The 17,637-nt window shown below is 68.5% G+C and carries 16 protein-coding genes; 8 read left to right on the top strand and 8 right to left on the bottom strand.

Features of this window, described 5'->3' with window-relative positions; genetic code table 11:
- Positions 1–55: 55 nt before the first annotated feature.
- Both hutH and hutU read right to left on the bottom strand, forming a co-directional pair.
- A complete protein-coding gene (hutH, locus tag KIH31_RS12270; protein ID WP_214427428.1) occupies positions 56–1,672 on the bottom strand; it encodes a histidine ammonia-lyase in 1,617 nt (538 codons plus the stop codon).
- Positions 1,669–3,363: a urocanate hydratase gene (gene hutU, locus KIH31_RS12265; protein WP_214427427.1), complete on the bottom strand. Its 1,695-nt coding sequence runs from the start codon at positions 3,361–3,363 to the stop codon at positions 1,669–1,671. Before hutU ends, hutH begins: the two co-directional genes overlap by 4 nt.
- 191 nt (positions 3,364–3,554) lie before the next feature.
- On the opposite strand from hutU, the gene KIH31_RS12260 reads away from it, so the two are divergent.
- Entirely contained in the window at positions 3,555–3,977 is a 423-nt protein-coding gene (locus KIH31_RS12260; RefSeq protein ID WP_214427426.1) for a GNAT family N-acetyltransferase, read from the top strand.
- Positions 3,978–4,338: 361 nt separating this feature from the next.
- Here the strand turns inward: KIH31_RS12260 and KIH31_RS12255 are convergent, their stop codons facing one another.
- From KIH31_RS12255 to KIH31_RS12245, 3 genes are all read right to left on the bottom strand, one after another.
- Complete coding sequence (locus KIH31_RS12255) at positions 4,339–5,118, bottom strand: IclR family transcriptional regulator (RefSeq protein WP_250545929.1); 780 nt, start codon at positions 5,116–5,118, stop codon at positions 4,339–4,341.
- Between the two features lie 138 nt (positions 5,119–5,256).
- A complete protein-coding gene (locus KIH31_RS12250) occupies positions 5,257–6,009 on the bottom strand; it encodes a 3-hydroxybutyrate dehydrogenase (RefSeq protein ID WP_214427424.1) in 753 nt (250 codons plus the stop codon).
- Between the two features lie 75 nt (positions 6,010–6,084).
- The gene (locus KIH31_RS12245) at positions 6,085–7,476 is read right to left on the bottom strand and encodes an MFS transporter (protein WP_214427423.1); all 1,392 of its coding nucleotides are present in this window, start codon (positions 7,474–7,476) and stop codon (positions 6,085–6,087) included.
- A gap of 191 nt (positions 7,477–7,667) precedes the next feature.
- Between KIH31_RS12245 and KIH31_RS12240 the strand changes: the two genes are divergently transcribed.
- The gene (locus KIH31_RS12240) at positions 7,668–8,639 is read left to right on the top strand and encodes a LysR family transcriptional regulator (RefSeq protein WP_250545928.1); all 972 of its coding nucleotides are present in this window, start codon (positions 7,668–7,670) and stop codon (positions 8,637–8,639) included.
- Here the strand turns inward: KIH31_RS12240 and KIH31_RS12235 are convergent.
- From KIH31_RS12235 to KIH31_RS12225, 3 genes are all read right to left on the bottom strand, one after another.
- Positions 8,636–9,505: a spermidine synthase gene (locus tag KIH31_RS12235; RefSeq protein ID WP_214427421.1), complete on the bottom strand. Its 870-nt coding sequence runs from the start codon at positions 9,503–9,505 to the stop codon at positions 8,636–8,638. The genes KIH31_RS12240 and KIH31_RS12235 overlap by 4 nt on opposite strands.
- A gap of 41 nt (positions 9,506–9,546) precedes the next feature.
- Positions 9,547–10,224 (bottom strand): O-methyltransferase, encoded by a 678-nt coding sequence (locus KIH31_RS12230; RefSeq protein ID WP_214427420.1) that lies wholly within the window; start codon positions 10,222–10,224, stop codon positions 9,547–9,549.
- 77 nt (positions 10,225–10,301) lie between these two features.
- Positions 10,302–10,604 carry a thiamine-binding protein gene (locus KIH31_RS12225; protein WP_214427419.1) on the bottom strand — a complete coding sequence of 101 codons (303 nt, stop codon included), beginning with the start codon at positions 10,602–10,604 and terminating at the stop codon, positions 10,302–10,304.
- A gap of 57 nt (positions 10,605–10,661) precedes the next feature.
- Here KIH31_RS12225 and KIH31_RS12220 point away from each other — a divergent pair, with 57 nt between their 5' ends.
- From KIH31_RS12220 to KIH31_RS12195, 6 genes are all read left to right on the top strand, one after another.
- Entirely contained in the window at positions 10,662–11,192 is a 531-nt protein-coding gene (locus tag KIH31_RS12220) for a GNAT family N-acetyltransferase (RefSeq protein WP_214427418.1), read from the top strand.
- 85 nt (positions 11,193–11,277) lie between these two features.
- Positions 11,278–12,054 (top strand): phosphatase PAP2 family protein, encoded by a 777-nt coding sequence (locus tag KIH31_RS12215; RefSeq protein ID WP_307857635.1) that lies wholly within the window; start codon positions 11,278–11,280, stop codon positions 12,052–12,054.
- Positions 12,055–12,060: 6 nt separating this feature from the next.
- Positions 12,061–12,891, top strand: a complete 831-nt coding sequence (locus KIH31_RS12210) for a DUF1206 domain-containing protein (RefSeq protein ID WP_214427416.1) — start codon at positions 12,061–12,063, stop codon at positions 12,889–12,891.
- 82 nt (positions 12,892–12,973) lie between these two features.
- Entirely contained in the window at positions 12,974–15,100 is a 2,127-nt protein-coding gene (pta, locus tag KIH31_RS12205) for a phosphate acetyltransferase (protein ID WP_214427415.1), read from the top strand.
- Positions 15,101–16,255 (top strand): acetate/propionate family kinase, encoded by a 1,155-nt coding sequence (locus KIH31_RS12200; protein WP_214427414.1) that lies wholly within the window; start codon positions 15,101–15,103, stop codon positions 16,253–16,255. It abuts the gene before it with no gap.
- A gap of 7 nt (positions 16,256–16,262) precedes the next feature.
- Entirely contained in the window at positions 16,263–17,627 is a 1,365-nt protein-coding gene (locus tag KIH31_RS12195) for a 6-phospho-beta-glucosidase (protein ID WP_214427413.1), read from the top strand.
- Positions 17,628–17,637 lie beyond the last annotated feature (10 nt).

Below are 17,637 nucleotides of genomic sequence, written 5' to 3'. Positions count from 1 at the left end.
CGGTCAGCCGAGGCGCGGGCGGAAAAACCCCGGGCCGTGACCCCGGGGCTGCGGGTCAGCCGAGCGGGCCGGTGACCGATTCCGCGGCGGTGCGCACCGCTCCGCTGCGCAGCAGTTCCTCAGCGGCCTCGAGTTCGGGCGCAAGGAACCGGTCCGCGCCCGGGCCGGCCACGCGGCTGCGCAGCGCGCCGATCACCGCGGCCGAGGCGGGCCCCGGCTGGAGCGGAGCGCGCAGTTCGACGCCGCGCGCCGCGGCCACCAGCTCGACGGCGAGCACGCGGCGCAGGTTGTCCACGCTCCGGCGCAGCTTCCGTGCAGCGTGCCAGCCCATCGAGACATGGTCTTCCTGCATCGCCGAACTCGGAATTGAATCGACGCTCGCCGGCACGGCCAGGCGCTTGCTGTCCGAAACCAGTCCCGCCTGCGTGTACTGCGCGATCATGAGCCCGGAGTCGACGCCGGGGTCGTCGGCGAGGAACGCCGGCAGTCCGTGGGAGCGGGCAGGGTCGAGCAGCCGGTCCGTGCGGCGCTCCGCAATGGAGGCGACGTCGGCCGCCACGATCGCCAGGAAGTCCAGCACGTAGGCCACGGGGGCGCCGTGGAAGTTCCCGTTGGAGCTCACGCGCCCGTCCGGCAGCACCACGGGGTTGTCCACCGCGGCCGCGAGTTCGCGCGTGGCGACGGTGCACGCGTACTCCACAGTGTCGCGCGCGGCGCCTGCCACCTGGGGGGCGCAGCGCAGCGAGTAGGCATCCTGCACCCGGGTGTCGCCCTCGCGGTGCGAGGCGACGATGGGCGAGCCGGCCAGCACGCGCAGCATCGCATCGGCGCTCACGGCTTGCCCGGGGTGCGGCCGCAGGGCGGCGTGCAGTTCGGGCAGGAACACCTGGTCGGTGCCGAGCAGTGCCTCCACGGAGAGCGCGGCGGTGATGTCAGCGATGGTCAGCAGTTCGCGGAGGTCCGCGACGGCCATCAGCAGCTGGCCGAGCATGCCGTCGGTGCCGTTGACAAGCGCCAGGCCCTCCTTCTCCGCCAGTTCCACCGGCGCGATCCCGGCGGATGCCAGCAGATCGGCGACCGACCGGCCGGGACCGCCGTCGCCCCGGCCGCCGTAGAGCGTCCCGTCGGGACCGGTCGCCTCCCCCTCCCCCATGAGCACGAGGGCGCAGTGCGAGAGCGGTGCCAGGTCCCCTGAGCAGCCCAGCGATCCGAACTCACGCACCACCGGGGTGATGCCGGCGTTGAGCACGTCCACCATGGTCTGCAGGACGACGGGGCGAACCCCGGTGCGTCCGGAGGCGAGGGTCTTGGCGCGCAGGAACATCAACGCACGCACCACTTCCCGTTCGACGGCGGGCCCGGTGCCGGCGGCGTGCGAGCGGATCAGCGACTTCTGCAGCTGGACCCGGGACTCCTGCGGGATGTGCCGGGTGGCAAGGGCCCCGAAGCCGGTGGAAATGCCGTAGGCCGGGGTCTCGGAGGCAGCGAGTTCGTCGATGTGGGTGCGCACACGGGCCACGTAGTCCAGAGCCTCCGGGGCGATCTCTATCCGGGCGTCGTGCCGGGCGACCGCGATCACGTCCTCGAGCGTGGTGCCGCTGCTTCCGAGCGTGACAGTGGTCAAGTGGTTCGTGCCCGAGTGCACGGCGGTGGTGTCCGCGATGGCGGTCATGATGTTTCCTTGCCTTCTTTCATGGGGATGCGGACGCCGCGTTCTTTGGCGACCTCGACGGCGCGGTCGTAGCCGGCGTCGGCGTGGCGAATGACGCCCATGCCGGGATCGTTCGTGAGCAGTCGTTCAAGCTTCTGTGCCGCGAGGTCGGTGCCGTCGGCCACGGAGACCTGGCCGGCGTGGATGGAACGGCCGATCCCGACGCCGCCGCCGTGGTGGAGGGAAACCCAGGTGGCGCCGGAGGCGGTGTTGAGCAGGGCGTTGAGCAGGGGCCAGTCCGCAATCGCGTCGGAGCCGTCGGCCATGGCTTCGGTTTCGCGGTAGGGGGAGGCGACGGAACCGGAGTCGAGGTGGTCGCGGCCGATCACGATGGGCGCTTTGACCTTGCCGTCCTTGACGAGCTGGTTGAACAGCAGCCCGGCCTTGGCGCGGTCGCCGTAGCCCAGCCAGCAGATCCGCGCCGGCAGGCCTTCGAATTCGACGCGTTCGGCGGCGGCGTCGAGCCAGCGGTGCAGGTGCCTGTTCTCCGGGAACAGGTCCTTGATGGCCTGGTCGGTGACGGCAATGTCGTCAGGGTCCCCGGAGAGCGCGACCCAGCGGAACGGGCCCATGCCTTCGCAGAACAAGGGCCGGATGTAGGCAGGCACGAAGCCGGGGAAGTCGAATGCCCGGCTGTAGCCGCCCTTGCGGGCCTCGTCGCGGATCGAGTTGCCGTAGTCGAAGACCTCGGCGCCGGCGTCCTGGAAGCCGACCATGGCCTCGACGTGCCGGGCCATGGAGGCCTGCGCCTTCTTGGTGAAGCCTTCCGGGTCCGCCGCGGCTTCGCGGTGCCAGTCCGCGACGCTGATGCCCTCGGGCAGGTAGCTGAGCGGGTCGTGCGCGGAGGTCTGGTCCGTGACGATGTCTACCGTGAGTTCCCCGGCTTGGTGGCGGCGCAGAATTTCGGGGAAGACCTCGGCGGCGTTGCCCACGTACCCCACGGACCAGCCGCGGCGTTCAGCCTTGGCTGCCAGGACCTTGGCGATCGCGGTGTCCAGGTCGGTTTCGACCTCGTCGAGGTAGCGTTTGCCGGCCCGGCGGCGCAGCCGGGTCTCATCGACGTCGACGATCAGGCAGGCGCCCTCGTTCAGGGTCACGGCCAGGGGCTGGGCACCGCCCATGCCGCCGCAGCCGCCGGTCAGGGTGAGCGTCCCGGCAAGGGTGCCGCCCTGATCCCCGGTGAGCTTGCGGGCGATCGCGGCGAATGTCTCGAACGTGCCCTGGAGGATCCCCTGAGTGCCGATGTAGATCCAGGACCCGGCGGTCATCTGCCCGTACATGATCAGGCCCTCGGCTTCCAGACGGCGGAACTCGGGCCAGGTGGCCCAGTCGCCCACCAGGTTGGAGTTGGCCAGCAGCACCCGGGGGGCCCATTCATGCGTGCGGAACACTCCGACCGGCTTGCCCGACTGCACCAGCAGCGTCTCGTCCGCTTCCAGCGTGCGCAGCGTGCGGGTGATTGCGTCAAAAGCCTCCCAGCTCCGGGCTGCCCGGCCCGTGCCCCCGTAGACCACCAGATCATCCGGCCGCTCGGCGACCTCCGGATCCAGGTTGTTCATCAGCATCCGCAACGGCGCCTCGGTCTGCCAGCTCCTGGCCGTCAGCTGCGTGCCGCGGTCCGCCCGCACCGGGCGTGCTCCTGAAAGTGCCATGGGATACCTGTCCTTAGCGTTGGGGCCGCGCAAAGTCCTCGCGGCCATATCTCCATGAAACGCCCTCGGAGGACGCGCGGAAACGGGCTTTCGGCCGGTCCTGTCCGGGATCCCGGACAGGACAGATGGCGGGTGAAGCGTCGGTTGCTACGGTCAGTGAAAGCAGCCACCCGACAAATGAAAGGCGCACCATGGAGATCATCGACCTGCCCGCGGACCATCCAGGGTGGGAGCAGGCGCTTCCCGTACTCCAGGAACTGCGAACCACGCGGACCGCCGAGGAACTGCGGACGGTGATCACCGAGGGTGCGGACCAGGGGCTGGGCTTCCTCGGCGCGTTCGACGCCGGAGCCTGCCTTGGCGTGGCGGGTTGGCGCCTGATGATCAGCACCAGCGCCCTCCGCAAGCTCTACGTCGATGACCTCGTGACCCACGCCGGTGCACGCTCGACCGGTGTCGGGGCCATCCTGCTCTCCGAGCTCCGCAAGCGCGCCAGGGACCTGGACTGCACAGCACTGGAGCTCGACTCGGGCGTGCAGCGGCACGGCGCACACCGCTTCTACCTGCGCGAGCGGATGGACATCACGGCCCACCATTTCACACAGCAACTCTGATCGATCACGTGTTCGAACCGCCGCGGAAACACCCGGCCGCGCTGTTGTCCCCACACAGGCTGTGTATAACTTTGTGCTCAAAGAACCGGGCGGGTGAGGCCGCTGCCGGGCGAGCGGGCCTGAATTCACGCGGATCTGCGGTCGAATATGTCTTCTAATCCACAGTCCTGTCCCCAGCATGTGCACAGAAGGGTGGAGGTTATCGACAGGTTATCCACAGCTGTGAATTTCGATGGGTCCGGGCGCTGAGACCGCAGCTGCCAGCCCTGCCCGCGGAGTGGGCCGCGCGGTCCCGGCGGGACCACCAGGACGGGGCGGCAGACGCGAACCATTGCCCGTCACGGGCAGAGTTGGCGAAGGCTCAGCGGGCGCGGCCGTAAATGCGGTGCGAGAGCTCGTCGGCGACCTTGCCGATCCGAGCCCCCAGTTCCGGCCATTCCTCGGTCAGGATCCTGCCGCTAAGGAAAGTGACGGCAACCGCCGCTGCCGGCCAGCCGAGATGATCATGCACGGCCACGGCGACCGAACTGAAGTCCGGCGTGACTTCGCCGTTTTCTGTCGCGTAGCCGCGCTGCCGCACGCCCTCAAGATGGGCCTGCAGGGCCGAGTACTTGCTGATCGGCGCGCCGGTCTCGTGCCGGGAAGTGAACGCGGCAGCATTGGGGAAGAGCGCCCGGACCTGCGACTTCGGCAGCGCAGCCAGAATGGCCCTGCCGCTCGCGGTGAGATGGGCTGGCAGCCGGACGCCGACGTCGGTGACCAGCGAGGGCCTGTTTTTGGCCCGTTCCTCCACGATGTAGAGCACATCCCGGCCGTGCAGCACCGCCAGGTGCGCGCTTTCACCGATCTTGTCCACCAGCCCGGCGAGCAGCGGGCGGCCCAGCCGTGAGAGGGGCTCCTGCCGGGCGTAGGCGGAACTGAGTTCGAAAGCACTGATGCCCAGGCCGTACTTCCGCTCCTCATGCAGGTGCAGCACGAAGCCCTGGTCCTCCATGACGCCAAGGAGGTGGTAGACAGTCGAGCGGGGGAGCTCGAGCGCGGAGGCGATCGTGGACGCGGCAACGGGCCCGCGGCGCGAAGCAAGCAGCTTCAGGACCCGCAGGGTGTTCTCCGCGGCGGGGACCTTGGACGTACCGGCCATTTGCCTCATCTTTCCCGCTGCTGTCCGATGGCTACAGGCCCGATCCAACTACAGACCCGGGAGACCATCTGACCACAGAAACAGCTTCGCGTCCGGAATGCCAGACATTCCGAACGCGAAGCGGGATCTGCAGCGACCTCAGTGGGCGGTCCAGCCGCCGTCCATGGTGTACGAAGCGCCCGTGACCATGCCGGCATTCGGAGCGGCCAGCCAGCCCACCAGCGAGGCGACTTCGTGCGGTTCGACCAGCCGCTTGATCGCGTGTTCGGTCAGCATGACCTTCGCGAGCACCTCCGCTTCCGGAATACCGTGCACCTTCGCCTGGTCCGCGATCTGCGCCTCCACCAACGGTGTGCGCACGTACCCGGGGTTGATGCAGTTGCTCGTCACGCCGTGGGACCCGCCCTCCAGCGCGGTGACCTTCGAGAGTCCCTCGAGACCGTGCTTGGCGGACACGTAGGCGGACTTGAAGGCCGAAGCGCGCAGGCCGTGCACGGAGGAAATGTTGATGATGCGCCCGAACTCCGACGAGTACATGTGCGGAAGCGCGGCGCGGATCAGCAGGAACGGAACCTCCAGCATCAGCGTGTGGATCCGGCGGAAGTCCGCCGGATCGAATTCCTCGATGGGCTTGACCACCTGGATGCCGGCGTTGTTGACGAGGATGTCCACCTCGAGCTTCTTATCCTCGAGCGCGGCCGTGTCCAGCAGGTCCACCGTCCATGATTCGCCGCCAACCTCCTTGGCCAGCAGCGAGGCGCCTTCGCCGTCGCGGTCGGCGACGATCACATGCGCACCCTGTGCAGCGAGTTGGCGAACCGTTGCCGCCCCGATGCCGCTGGCACCGCCGGTGACCAGGGCGGTGCGGCCTTCGAGCGTTTTCTCTGTCATGACGTTCCTTCCGCAAGGGATAAAGCAAGGCGGCGGCCCGGTGGCACCGGACCGCCGCCCCTTGGTTCAGTTCTACTAGTTGACGGCCTCGGGCGCAGCAGCTGCCGGGGCAGCGGCGCGTCCGTGGCGCTCGACGTCGGCGTCATCGACGTCGCGCAGCGAGATGCCGGCGGTGTTCTTCAGTGCCAATGCGGAAACGAAGGTGATGACGCCGGCAATGAAGAGATAGAGCGCAGTCGGCCAGGCGGAACCGGTGTCCTTGAGCCACTGGGTGGCGAGGATCGGAGCCAGCGAGCCCGCGACAATCGAGGTGACCTGGTAGCCCAGGGAGACACCGGAGTAGCGCATCCGGGTCGGGAACATCTCGCCCATGATGGCTGGCTGGCCGGCGTACATCAGGGAGTGGAAGGCCAGCCCGACCATGATGGTCAGCAGGATGATCCAGTCGTTCTTGGTGCCCATGAGCGGAAAGGCCCAGAAGCCCCAGGTGCCGCCGAGTGCGGCGCCGGCGAGGTAGACGCCCTTGCGTCCGTGGCGGTCCGAGTAGCGCCCCACAACCGGGATGATCGAGAAGTGGAACAGGTGGGCGATGGCGATCAGGCCCAGGATCGTTGCCGTGCCCATCTTGAGGCCCTGGCTCAGGTAGACGATGGAGAAGCTGACCACCAGGTAGTACAGGATGTTCTCGGCGAAGCGCAGGCCCATCGCGGTCAGGATGCCCTTGGGGTAGCGCTTGACGACCTCGAAGACGCCGTAGCCCTTCGCTGCCTCGGCTTCAACCTCGGCCCGCGCGGCCTCGAAGATCGGGGACTCGGACACCTTGGTGCGGATGTAGTAGCCGATCAGCACGACGACGGCGGACAGCCAGAAAGCGACGCGCCAGCCCCAGCCCATGAACTCCGCCTTGCTCAGCGTGTTCGACATGATCCAGAGGACGATCGTCGCCAGCAAGTTGCCCAGCGGCACGGCGGCCTGCGGCCAGCTGGACCAGAAGCCGCGGGCGTTGTTCGGGGCTTGCTCGGCCACCAGCAGGACGGCGCCGCCCCACTCGCCCCCGAGCGCGAAGCCCTGGATGAAGCGCAGCACCACGAGGAGGATGGGGGCCCACAGGCCGATGGCGCCGAAGGTGGGCAGGCAGCCCATCAGGAAGGTGGCGACGCCGATCATCAGGATGGTGACCTGAAGGGTGTGCTTGCGGCCCAGCTTGTCACCGAGGTGGCCGAAGACGATGCCGCCGAGCGGGCGGGCGATGAAGCCCACCGCATAGGTCAGGAACGCGGCGATGATGCCGTCGTATTCGTTGCCCGTCTTCGGGAAGAAGGCGGTGGAGAAAACCAGTGCCGCCGCAGAGGCGTAGAGGAAAAAGTCGTACCACTCGACGACGGTTCCGACCATCGACGCCGAGACGATCTTCCTGAGGGCGGAGTTGCTCGCGCCGTTCGGGGTGGATGCCTGACCCACGCTCATAATGTTGCTCCTTCGGTGTCCGCGGTGACACACAGTGGCTCGAGGGCCAAAGCCCCAATGGTTCCGCGCGGTGGGTGCACCGTCCGCGGGTTGTGATCCGCAACACAAGGGTGCGGCCCTAATGAGTATCCATGCACATTCCATCTGCTTCAATGAGGAATACCGCAGAGCCCGCGTGCATAATTGCAGATATGACGAGCATGCCGGAGCCTCACGGGACTCCGAACCCGGATGATCTGCTGGTCCTTCTCGCCGTCGCGCGCACCGGCAGGTTCACGACGGCGGCGGACAGCCTGGACCTGAACCACACCACCGTTTCCCGCCGGATCGCGGCCTTGGAGAAGGCCCTCGGTGGCCGGGTCCTCGCCCGCACGGTCGGCGGCTGGGAGCTGACTCCGCTGGGCCAGCGGGCATCCGGGGTGGCCGAACGGGTCGAAGAGTCGCTGGCCCAGCTCAACGGAGACAAACCGGCAGCGGACCAGGTTACCGGCGTGGTGAGAATTTCCGCCACGGACGGCTTCAGCGCCTTCATCGCGACACCCGCCGTCGTCGAACTCCGACGGGCACATCCCGGCCTCAGCGTGGAGCTGATGACTGTCACCCGGCGCGCCCTGCAGCACCGTTCCGGGCTGGACCTGGAGGTCGTCGTCGGCGAACCCCAGGTCCACCGGGCCAAAGCCATTCGGCTCGGCGACTACGCCTTGGGAATGTACGCGTCCAGGAGCTACCTCGCAGAGCACGGAACGCCTGCCAGCGTGCAGGAAATCACCCGGCACCCGCTGGTCTACTTCGTCGAATCCATGCTCCTCGTCGACGATCTCGACGCGCCCCGCCGGCTGGTTCCCTCGATGCAGGACTCAATCAGTTCCACCAATGTCTTTGTGCACGTGGAGGCCACGCGTGCCGGAGCGGGGATCGGTTTCCTCCCCTGCTTCATGGCCGACATGCACGAGGACCTGGTGCGTCTGCTGCCGTCGGAGATCAACGAGCTGCTTCCGTATTGGATGGTGGTCCGGCCGGACTCGCTGCGGAGGCCTGCCGTGGCGGCGGTAGCCGAAGCGCTGCGGACCCGGACCGACGGCTTCCGCACCCAGCTGATGGGACGCGCCTCGTCGCAGGCGGCGGGGTCGTCACAGGCGGCGCGGGACGACGTCGGGGCTTAGCCGGCCGGGGTTTCCCCTGGTGCATCCCGGTACAGCGCAGCGCCCAGCCCGAACCGGCGGACCTGCGCATCGTCCCAGCAGTGGGCCGGCATGGCGTCCTTGAGCAGGTCGCGGGACAGCGACGGGCCGGCGCCCAGGTCGGCGTCGCTGCCGGCGATGATGATGTTCCCGTAGCGGCGTCCCTTGAGCATGGGCGGGTCCGCGATCGCTACGGTGTGCTCGAAGACGGACGCAATGGTGGCGGCTTCTCGACGCGCGTGGGCGAGGTCCGGCGAGTCGCCGCAGTTGACCATGTAGATCCCGCCAGGGGCGAGGACCCGTCCGGCGGCGCGGGTGAACTCAAGGGTCGTCAGGGGCACGGGCGTGAAGGCACCGGCGAAGACGTCGCGGATGATCAGGTCGCGGCTGCCTTCGCTGAGGGACTCGGTCACTTGCCGTGCCTCCCCCACCCGGATCCGCAGCAGCGGCGCCCGGGGAAGGTCGAACCACCCGCGCACCAGTTCCGCCAGCCTGCCGTCGATCTCCACGACCACCTGCCGCGCCTGCGGGTAGGCGGCCGCAAGATAGCGGGCCATGGAACAGGCGCCGCCCCCCAGATGCAGGGCGCGCAGCCTACTGGTGTCTTCCCAGCGGGAGCGGATCAGCGCCGCCATCCAGCGCATGTATTCGAATTCGAGCCGCAGCGGGTCCGCGAGGTCGATGTGCGAGCTCTGCACCCCGTTGAGCTTGAGCAGCCAGCCGCTCGGGTTGTCATCGTCGGCAACGAGCTCAGCCTCGCCGGTGTCAATCGGGTAGCGGCCCTCGGCCGGACCGCTCCCGGCCGCCGGTGCGCCGTCGTCGGCTGTCCCCTTCCGCTTCCTGCCCATCAGCCAACCTTAACCGACGGTGTCCGGGCCGGCGGCGGACCCTACTTGATGACGGCGAGCGCGAAGCCGTCCCAGCCCTTGGAGCCGACCGTCTGGATAGCGGTCGATTCAACCCGCGGATCCGTTCCCAGGAACTCCAGCGCTGCCCGGATCCCGCGGACGTCAGCATCCGGGTTTCGCGCATCGGTGATCGTGCCGTTCCAAACGACGTTGTCCAGCACGATGACGCCGCCGGGGCGCGACAGCCGCAGCGCCCACTGCAGATACGCCACGTTGCTGACCTTGTCCGCATCGATGAAGACCAGATCGAAGGGCCCTGCCCCCTCCGCTTCGAGCAGCGGCAAGGTCTCCAGTGCCGACCCCTGCCGGATCGTCACTTTGCGGCCCACCCCGGCCCGGTCCACGTTGGAGCGAGCGACATCGGCGTGCTTGCCCAGGAACTCCAGCGTGGTCACTGTCCCGTCCTCGGGGACACCCCGGGCCAGCCAAATCGTGCTGTAACCGGCCAGCGTGCCGATCTCGAGCACGTGCCGCGCACCGCTGAGCCTGGCCAGCAGCATCAGGAGTTTGCCGGCGGTCGGGGCCACCTCGATAGACGGCATCTCGGCCTGTCGGGCCGAGCTCACTGCCTGTTGCAGCGCGTCGTCGCTCTTGACCAGGGTCTCCGATAGGTAGCGCTCGACGTCGATCCAGGCCCGGTCAGCGGGGTGGTCCACCATCGCCCCAGTCTGTCACCGGCTCCTTGATTACGCGAGGCTCCGCCGGGCCAGTGTTTTCCGGGTCAGTCTCCGCCAGGTCAGTGTTCGCCGAGGGCCTTTTCCAGCCGCTCCACCTTGCCGGTGAGCTCGCCGGTGTGGCCGGGGCGGATGTCCGCCTTGAGCACGAGGGAGACCCGGCTGCCGTACTTGCCGACTGCCTCGGTGGCCCGCTTGACCACGTCCATCACCTCGTCCCAGTCCCCCTCGAGTTCGGTGAACATGGAGCTCGTCCTGTTCGGCAGGCCCGAGGAGCGGACGATGCGGACGGCTTCGGCGACGGCTTCGTGCACGGATGCGTCGGCGCCGGAGGTGGTGGGGGCTACGGAGAAGGCAACAAGCATGGGTCCAGTCTTACACCGACCAAAGGGGGCGGCCGTCCGCGTTGCTAGGCTGGTCCGATGCGAGATTCCGTCACTGTGCGTCCCCTGCTGCGGGCCGACTGGCCCGACGTCGAGCGTATTTACGCGGACGGCATCGCCAACGGGTCGGCAACGTTTGAGACGGAGACGCCCGCCTGGGAGGAGTTCGACGCCGGCAAGCTGGCCAGCCACCGCTTCGTGGCGGAGGCCGCCGGCCGCATCGTGGGCTGGGTGGCGGCTGCGCCGACTTCGAAGCGGGCAGCCTACGCCGGAGTGGTGGAGCATTCGATTTACATAGACGCCCTTAGCCAGGGCCAAGGCGTCGGCGGCTGCCTGCTGAACGCATTGATCGCCTCGACGGAGTCCGCGGGCATCTGGACGATCAGCGCCAGCGTCTTCCCGGAAAACACCGCGAGCCTTGCCCTGCACGCCAAGGCCGGTTTCCGGACCGTGGGAACCCGTGAACGCATCGCGGTCTACCGCGGCCGGTGGCAGGACACTGTGCTGATAGAGCGGCGCAGTCCTCTCGAGGAGCTGAATGAGGGCCGCCTGCATTCGCCAACACCTTAAAGGTGACATCATCTCTCTACAGCGGCGCGCGCAACGCGGAAGTGCGGGCTGCGACGGAAGACCAAGAAGAAGGACCGGAACACCTGTGACTACGGCACCCCCCTCAAGCGGCCGGTTCGCCCGCTGGAACCAGAAATTCATCGTCGAAGAGCGCTACCTGGAACCTGCGGACCGCCGGAGGCTGTACATCACTTCGGCCGTCCTCATCATCGTCGGGCTGGCCGCCTTCTTCGTGCTGCTCATCAACGTCCTGACCCACACCGGGTTCGAACGCCTCGACGTGCCGGTTGAAACCTGGTTCGACTCGATGCGGTCGAACGGACTCACCGGGTTCATGATCGCCCTCGCCATCATCTTCGGCCCGTACGCCATGCCGGTGATCGTCCTGGTGGTGACCGTCGCCTGGATCATCGGCTCGAAGCACGCGTGGCGGCCCATCCTGCTGGCCGGCGGCATGCTCACCGGCGTCATCCTGGCTGGGGTCCTGGCTCCGATCGTGCAGCATCCACGGCCGCCCATCGGGCTGATGCTCTTCGGACCGGACAAGTCGTTCTCCTTCCCCTCCGGGCACGTCCTGGGCACGTCGGACTTCCTGCTGCTGCTGGCCTTCCTGTTGGCCAGCCGCCGGCAGAACAAGCGGTTCACCGTCTGGGCCGTGGTGATCGCAGTCCTGATGATCGCCCTCCAGATTGTCAGCCGGCTTTACCTGGGCTACCACTGGATCAGCGACACCACGGCCTCAGTCGCACTGTCCTTGGCGGTTGTCGGGGTCGTCATCGCACTCGACACCTGGCGGACCGTCCGGGTTCCCGGAGAACGGATCGAGGGCGAACACTCGCAGCCCCAGGTCCACGGGACGTAGGCGGTTATGCTCACCTCCGATGACGCCAGGCGGGCTGCCCGGGAGGCCAAGCACGCCGCACGGGAAGCAGCCAACAGCAAGACTCTCGAAATTGCCGCGAGGGCTGGGTTCGCCGCGAGTGGCCTGGTCCACCTGATGCTGGGCACCCTTGCCATCTCGGTGGCAAACCACGACGGCGGCGAACCCGACCAGACCGGTGCCCTCGCCCAGGTCGCGAAGCTGCCCGGCGGCATGGTCGCCCTGTGGCTCACCGTGGCAGGCTTCGCCGCACTCGGTCTGTGGCTGCTGCTGCAGGCCCTGTTCGGCGTCGGCTCCAGATCCAAGAAGCGCTGGGCGCGCAGCCTCGTGTCCGCCGGCAAGGCCCTGGCGTACTTCACCCTCGGCTGGACGGCGCTCACGATCGCGCTCGGAGGCTCGACGAGCGCCACCCGTTCCACCCGCAACACCAGCGCCACCATCCTGTCGTTTCCGGGGGGACAGCTGCTGCTCATCCTCGTGGGACTCATCGCCGCCGCCATTGGGATGTACTTCATCCACAAGGGCGCCACCAAGGGCTTCCGTGATGACATTTTCGTGCCGGACGGCGCGTGGCGCCGGAGCATTTTCGCTCTGGCCATCACCGGTTATCTCGCCAAGGGCGTCGCCATCGTCGTCGTGGGCATCCTCTTCATTGTGGCGGCGGTGCAGGTGGATCCGAATAGCGCCTCCGGCCTGGACGGGGCACTCCGCGCTCTGGCCGGGCTGCCACAAGGCGAGGCGATCCTGAGCGGCGTCGGTGCCGGCCTGATAGCGTACGGGGTCTACAGCTTCGCCAGGGCCCGGCTCGCCCGGTTCTAGGCCCGGGGCGGCGGGGCGCGATGGCGGCACCGGCCCGGTTTTGCAAGGATACTAAGGTCAGCTTCAGGCACAGGAGGACCGGATGACCGTCGGTGTTTACGTCAGCGCGATGACCCCCGGCTCCGGCAAGTCGCTGATCAGCCTCGGGCTCTCCGACGCACTGCACCGCCACGCGGACCGGATCGGCTTCTTCAAGCCCATCGTCATGGGCGACGACGCCGCGGCGGATCCGATGGTGGCCCTGATGCGGCGCAGCTTCAACCTGGATGAGACCCGGGCCCGCGGCGGGATGACCGAGCACGAGGCGCGGGCGCTGATGGGCACCGGGCAGCGCGCGGAGATCGACGCCCGCAGTGTGGCGATCTACAGCGAGATGGCCCGGCACTGCGACGTGATCATTGTCGAGGGGACCGATCTGACCGGGCACGACGCCGCCGTCGAGTTCGACCTGAACGCCCGGCTCGCGAACAACCTGGGATGCCTCGTGCTCGCCGTGGTCAGCGCCCGCGAAATGACCGCCGCCGAGGCCGTCGAAGCCGTGGACATTGCCCGGCGCGAGCTTCTGGAAGCCAAGTGTTCCCTGCTGGCGATCATGGTGAACCGCGCGCAGCCGGACGCCCTCGGCTCGATTGAGTCGAACGTGCGCCGGGGCGCGTCCGGCCGTCCCGTCTACGTCCTCCCGGAGCTGGCCGCGATTTCGCAGCCAACGGTCGCGGAGGTGTCCGCGGCGCTGGACGCGCAGCTGATCGCGGGCAGCTCCCGGCTGGACCGGGACGTAACGGGAATCAAGGTCGCGGCCATGAACGTGGGCAACTTCCTGAACCTGCTCGACGACGGCCACCTGGTGATCGTGCCCGGCGACCGGGCCGACGTCATGGTCGCCACCCTCGCCTCGGCGCTCTCCGCGGATTTCCCGGTGCCTTCGGCCCTGGTGCTCACCGGCGGCCTGAACCCTGATCCGCACATCTACCCGCTGCTCGCCCACGCCCCGTTTCCCGTGTTCTCCGTACAGCCTGACACCTACGACACGGCCCGGCGGGTCAGCGAGGTGCGCAGCGAGATTGCCTCCGGCCAGCGGCGCAAGGTGGCTGCAGCCTTGGGCCTCTGGGCCGTGCGGGTGGATGAAAACGAGCTGCTCGAGCGCCTCACGCTCCCCCGGCCGGCCACCATGACCCCGCTGCGGTTCCTGCACGAACTCATCGAGCGTGCCCGGAGCCAGCGCCGCCGGATCGTGCTGCCGGAGGGCTCGGACATCCGCATCCTGCGCGCAGCGGAGATCCTGCGCCGCCGGGACGTCTGCGACCTGACCGTCCTCGGCTCCGAGCAACAGATCCGCGACCTGGCCTCCACCGAGGGGATCGATCTCTCGGGCATCGAGCTGGTGGACCCGGCGCTGAGCCCGCTGCGCGAGGAGTTCGCCGTCGAATACGCCCGGCTCCGGGCCCACAAGGGCGTGGACCTCGAACGGGCGCGCGAGGTGATGACGGAGGGCTCCTACTTCGGCACCATGATGGTCCAGCTGGGCAAGGTGGACGGCATGGTCTCCGGTGCCGCGCACACGACGGCCAACACCATCCGCCCGGCGCTGGAGTTCGTCAAGACCCGTGAGGGCGTGAAGATCGTTTCATCGGTGTTCATCATGCTGCTGGCGGACCGTGCCCTCGTCTACGGGGACTGCGCGGTCAATCCGGAGCCGGACGAGGAGCAGCTGGCGGACATCGCCATCGCCTCGGCGGAAACCGCCGCCCAGTTCGGCATCGAACCGCGGATCGCGATGCTCTCCTACTCGACCGGCGGCTCCGGCGCGGGCGCGGCCGTGGACAAGGTGCGCCGCGCCACCGAGCTGGTCCGCAGCCTGCGGCCGGACCTGGCGGTCGAGGGTCCGATCCAGTACGACGCCGCGGCGGACGCATCGATCGCTGCGTCGAAGATGCCCGAATCGTCGGTCGCCGGGCAGGCGACGGTGTTCATCTTCCCCGACCTGAACACCGGCAACAACACCTACAAGGCGGTGCAGCAGTCCTCCGGGGCGGTCGCCGTCGGCCCGGTGCTGCAGGGCCTGCGCAAGCCGGTCAACGATCTCTCCCGCGGCTGCACGGTCGAGGACATCGTCAACACGGTCGCCATCACCGCCATCCAGGCCCAAACCGACACATCGGGCGGGTCACCGTCCGAGGCCTACGTCCCCGCAACCGGCCAGGAGGCCTGAATGCTCGTCCTCGTGCTTAATTCCGGCTCGTCCTCGATCAAGTACCAGGTGCGGGACGTCCCGGACGACGGCGGGTCCGGCGAGGATGTGATTGTCACCGAAGGCATTGTCGAGCGGATCGGCGAAGGGCCGGTGAAGGATCACGCGCAGGCGCTGGAGGCCATCAGCAGGAAGGTCGGGGACGCGGTCGGCGACACCGACATCGACGCCGTCGGCCACCGCGTGGTGCACGGCGGCGAGCGCTTCGACGAGCCGGTGCTCATCAACAACGAGATCACCCGGGCCATCGAGCGGCTGAACCCGCTGGCACCGCTGCACAACCCGGCCAACGTCCTGGGCATCCGCGCCATCACCGAGAAGTGGCCGAAAATGCCCCAGGTTGCCGTCTTCGACACCGCCTTCCACCGCCGCAGCCTGCCCGAGCATGCGTGGCGCTACGCCGTCCCCGACGAGCTGTACCGCCGGTTCGGCATCCGCCGCTACGGCTTCCACGGCACCTCGCACGAATACGTCAGCCGCAAGGCCGCGGCGTTCCTGGGCACACCGCTGGAGGACTTTGACGCCGTCATCGCGCATCTGGGCAACGGCGCCTCGGTGACCGCCGTCAAGGGCGGCCGCAGCATTGACACCTCGATGGGCTTCACCCCGCTGGAAGGCCTGGTGATGGGCACCCGTTCGGGCGACATCGACGCCGGGATCCTGCTGTTCCTGCAGCGGGAGGGCTACACGGCCGAGGAAATCGACCAAATGCTCAACCGCGAATCGGGGCTGAAGGCGCTGGCCGGCAACAACGACATGCGCTCGGTCGTGGAGGCGGCCGAGGACGGGGACGCCCGGGCCGCGATGGCGCTGGAGGCGGCCGCCTACCGGCTCGCCAAGTACATCGGGGGCTATCACGTCGCCGTCGGCGGGGCCCACGCCGTCGTGTTCACCGCGGGCATCGGGGAAAATTCCTGGCAGTTCCGCGAACGCGTCGTCGGCCGGCTCGATGCGCTGGAGATCATGCTGGACGAGCGGGCCAACCGGGAGCGCAGCAAGGAGCCGCGGATCATTTCCACCGAGGACTCGGCGATTCCGGTGCTGGTCGTGCCGACGGACGAGGAGCGGGCCATCGCCGAGGCCACCGCCGCCGTCGTCAGTGCTGCGAAGGCGTGAGCCCGGGATGAAGCTGAGCATTCTCGGAGGCGGAGGGTTCCGGACGCCGTTCGTCTACCAGGCCCTCCTGCGCGACACGGCGCGGCCGCGGATCGAGGAGGTGTTCCTGCACGACACCGATGACGAGCGGCTGCGGACCATGACATCGATCCTGACCGAGCTGGCCGCCGGCTTTCCGGACGCGCCGCGGCTGCAGGCAACGACGTCGCTCGAGCGCGCAGTCGAGGGCAGCGACTTCGTGTTCGCCGCGGTGCGGGTGGGCGGCCTCGAGGGCCGCCGGTGCGACGAGCACGTCGCGCTGGACCTCGGGGTACTCGGCCAGGAGACGACGGGCCCGGGCGGCCTGGCGTACGCGCTGCGCACGATCCCGGTGATGCTGGACGCCGCGCGCACGATCAGGCGCCTGGCCCCGCAGGCGTTCGTGCTCAACTTCACCAACCCCGCCGGCATCATCACGGAGGCCCTGCAGCCGGTGCTGGGCGACCGGGTGGTCGGCATTTGTGACACGCCCTCCGGCTTCAGCCGGCGGGCCGCGGAACTGCTGGGGCTGGACCCGGCGCGCCTGCTGCCCGACTATGTCGGGTTGAACCATCTGGGCTGGACCCGACGCCTGATGCATGACGGCCGGGACGTGCTGCCGGCGCTGCTGGCCGACGACGGGCTGCTCGGCGAATTGGAGGAGGGCCGCGTCTTTGGTGCGGACTGGCTCCGGAGCCTGGGCAGCATCCCGAACGAGTACCTCTACTACTACTATTTCAACCGCGACGCCGTCCGCTCCATCAGGGCAGCCGGCATCACCCGCGGCGACGCGCTGAAGGTCAGCCAGACCGAGTTCTTCGACCGGGCCGCCCGGGAAGGCACCGGGGCCGTGGACCTGTGGCGGCGGACGGTCGCCGCCCGCAGCGCCAGCTACATGGCGGAAGCAAGGGGCCAGGGCAGCGCCGGGGAGGCCGCGCGGCAGTCCGGGGAGGTGGAGACCGATCCGAACGAGCAGGGTTACGCCGGCGTCGCGGTTGCCGTGATGGCAGCAGTCAGCCGGAACGAGCAGTCAACCATGATCCTGAATGTGCGCAACGGTACGGCGGTGCCGGGCCTGCCCGCGGATGCTGTGGTGGAGGTGCCGGCCATGGTGGACGCCAACGGCGCACACCCGCTGGCGACCGCCCCGCCGGACCTGCACCAGCTGGGGTTGATGCAGCAGGTCAAGGCCGTGGAACGGCATGTGATCGCGGCGGCCGTCACCGGCTCCCGCGAGGAGGCGCTGAAGGCCTTCGCCCTGCATCCACTGGTGGATTCGCTCCCGGTGGCGCGGCAGCTGCTGGAGGGCTACATCGCCCGCATTCCGGAGGTCGCCGCGGTCTTCGAGCGGTAGCCGGGGCCCC

It is taken from the genome of Paenarthrobacter sp. DKR-5 (genome assembly GCF_018531425.1).
Classification (GTDB): Bacteria; Actinomycetota; Actinomycetes; order Actinomycetales; family Micrococcaceae; genus DKR-5.
Note: the sequence above shows the minus strand (reverse complement) of the source record. Positions and strands in the feature narration are given on the sequence as shown.

Coding starts and splice junctions, on each gene's coding strand:
- hutH (WP_214427428.1), bottom strand. CDS start 1,672: ATGACCGCCATCGCGGACACCACCGCCGTGCACTCGGGCACGAACCAC.
- hutU (WP_214427427.1), bottom strand. CDS start 3,363: ATGGCACTTTCAGGAGCACGCCCGGTGCGGGCGGACCGCGGCACGCAG.
- KIH31_RS12260 (WP_214427426.1), top strand. CDS start 3,555: ATGGAGATCATCGACCTGCCCGCGGACCATCCAGGGTGGGAGCAGGCG.
- KIH31_RS12255 (WP_250545929.1), bottom strand. CDS start 5,118: ATGGCCGGTACGTCCAAGGTCCCCGCCGCGGAGAACACCCTGCGGGTC.
- KIH31_RS12250 (WP_214427424.1), bottom strand. CDS start 6,009: ATGACAGAGAAAACGCTCGAAGGCCGCACCGCCCTGGTCACCGGCGGT.
- KIH31_RS12245 (WP_214427423.1), bottom strand. CDS start 7,476: ATGAGCGTGGGTCAGGCATCCACCCCGAACGGCGCGAGCAACTCCGCC.
- KIH31_RS12240 (WP_250545928.1), top strand. CDS start 7,668: ATGACGAGCATGCCGGAGCCTCACGGGACTCCGAACCCGGATGATCTG.
- KIH31_RS12235 (WP_214427421.1), bottom strand. CDS start 9,505: ATGGGCAGGAAGCGGAAGGGGACAGCCGACGACGGCGCACCGGCGGCC.
- KIH31_RS12230 (WP_214427420.1), bottom strand. CDS start 10,224: ATGGTGGACCACCCCGCTGACCGGGCCTGGATCGACGTCGAGCGCTAC.
- KIH31_RS12225 (WP_214427419.1), bottom strand. CDS start 10,604: ATGCTTGTTGCCTTCTCCGTAGCCCCCACCACCTCCGGCGCCGACGCA.
- KIH31_RS12220 (WP_214427418.1), top strand. CDS start 10,662: ATGCGAGATTCCGTCACTGTGCGTCCCCTGCTGCGGGCCGACTGGCCC.
- KIH31_RS12210 (WP_214427416.1), top strand. CDS start 12,061: ATGCTCACCTCCGATGACGCCAGGCGGGCTGCCCGGGAGGCCAAGCAC.
- pta (WP_214427415.1), top strand. CDS start 12,974: ATGACCGTCGGTGTTTACGTCAGCGCGATGACCCCCGGCTCCGGCAAG.
- KIH31_RS12200 (WP_214427414.1), top strand. CDS start 15,101: ATGCTCGTCCTCGTGCTTAATTCCGGCTCGTCCTCGATCAAGTACCAG.
- KIH31_RS12195 (WP_214427413.1), top strand. CDS start 16,263: ATGAAGCTGAGCATTCTCGGAGGCGGAGGGTTCCGGACGCCGTTCGTC.